The organism is Mesorhizobium sp. M7A.F.Ca.AU.002.02.1.1 (genome assembly GCF_003998535.1).
Classification (GTDB): Bacteria; Pseudomonadota; Alphaproteobacteria; order Rhizobiales; family Rhizobiaceae; genus Mesorhizobium; species Mesorhizobium ciceri.
In genome coordinates, this window is sequence record NZ_RZPB01001244.1 from 1 (window position 1) to 1,105 (window position 1,105).

Annotated in this window: 3 protein-coding genes; 2 read left to right on the forward strand and 1 reads right to left on the reverse strand. The window is 60.0% G+C overall.

Annotated elements, in window-relative coordinates:
• Window positions 1-25: 25 nt before the first annotated feature.
• Together EN879_RS40435 and EN879_RS40440 are read left to right on the forward strand one after the other, a co-directional pair.
• Complete coding sequence (locus EN879_RS40435) at window positions 26-172, forward strand: BBE domain-containing protein (RefSeq protein WP_281034630.1); 147 nt, start codon at window positions 26-28, stop codon at window positions 170-172.
• A gap of 348 nt (window positions 173-520) precedes the next feature.
• Window positions 521-736 (forward strand): hypothetical protein, encoded by a 216-nt coding sequence (locus EN879_RS40440; protein ID WP_342030149.1) that lies wholly within the window; start codon window positions 521-523, stop codon window positions 734-736.
• Window positions 737-889: 153 nt separating this feature from the next.
• Here the strand turns inward: EN879_RS40440 and EN879_RS36855 are convergent, their stop codons facing one another.
• Window positions 890-1,042, reverse strand: a complete 153-nt coding sequence (locus EN879_RS36855; RefSeq protein ID WP_127274758.1) for a DUF1127 domain-containing protein — start codon at window positions 1,040-1,042, stop codon at window positions 890-892.
• Window positions 1,043-1,105: the final 63 nt, after the last annotated feature.

The window sequence follows — 1,105 nt, forward strand, 5'->3', positions numbered from 1 at the left end:
GCGCTACTCGACCGGGCGCCTCTATCTGAACTTCCCCGGCCATGGCGAAGGAGCGGACCTCGTACGCGACGCCTTGGGAGCCGAAGCCTATGGGAGGCTCGCCAAGATCAAGCACAGATACGATCCGGACAATCTGTTCCGCCTCAACCAGAACATCCTGCCAATGCACTAACGCACAATTCAAGTCGGCGTACGGTAGCGACTCTCGCCTGGGCATTTGCCAAGTCACGAACGGCTTACGATCATTCGCCGAAATCCGAGCTCCCCGCACGCGCTGGATGATGATCAGTCTTCGCAGCGCGAAACCGTGCTAGTTTTGGACTGCGGCTTCGTGCTTGAGGGGAACCGGCTTGAATAGCTCGCCGCCTACAACGTTCGTACTCAACGGCGTGACCGCCGACGTGAGTAGGGAGACCTTGCGCGACCAATTCAACAGGACAATCGCAGTTCGCCACCAGACCTTCGCGTACCTCGCCACCTTCTGGAGAACGCTGATCGCGTCATCACCAAGGACGAGTTGATGAAGGCGGTCTGGAACGGGCTAGCCGTCACCGATGACAGCCTGGTCCAATGCATTCACGAGATCCGTGCGGCGCTCACGACAGTCGCCAGGCCGTCGTGCAGACAGTGCCGAGGCGCGGTTACAGGTTGGTCCTTCCCTCAAATGCCGGACAAGAATGATTACAATTCTGGCGGCAGAATTGGCCGCCGAGGTCCGGCCGGCAGGCCAGGATGAGCGGAGCATTGCTGCACCTACCCCGGCCTACAGGCAGGTCCTTGATCGGCTACTGATAGAACATGCCGGTCGTCTCTTTGCGGCGTCGATGAGACAGTACTTGCGGAGTTTGCTGGCCCTGTGCAGACAATCGTTCACAGCTATGGATGCAAATCACACCTTCCAGAACGGCTTTTGAAGTTCCGCCTCGACGGCAGCCAGGGTGAGACCGACGTCGTCGATCCGCTGAGGCCCATCTTCCGCCAGTCGCTTCAGTTCCTCGCGATAGTACTTGCGCTCGCGCCAGACCGCGACCAGGCCGCGCAGGGCGAAGAGTCTCGCCCAGACCGATACCGGTTCAGTCGTCCACGTCGGCTGTTCGCTCCAGAG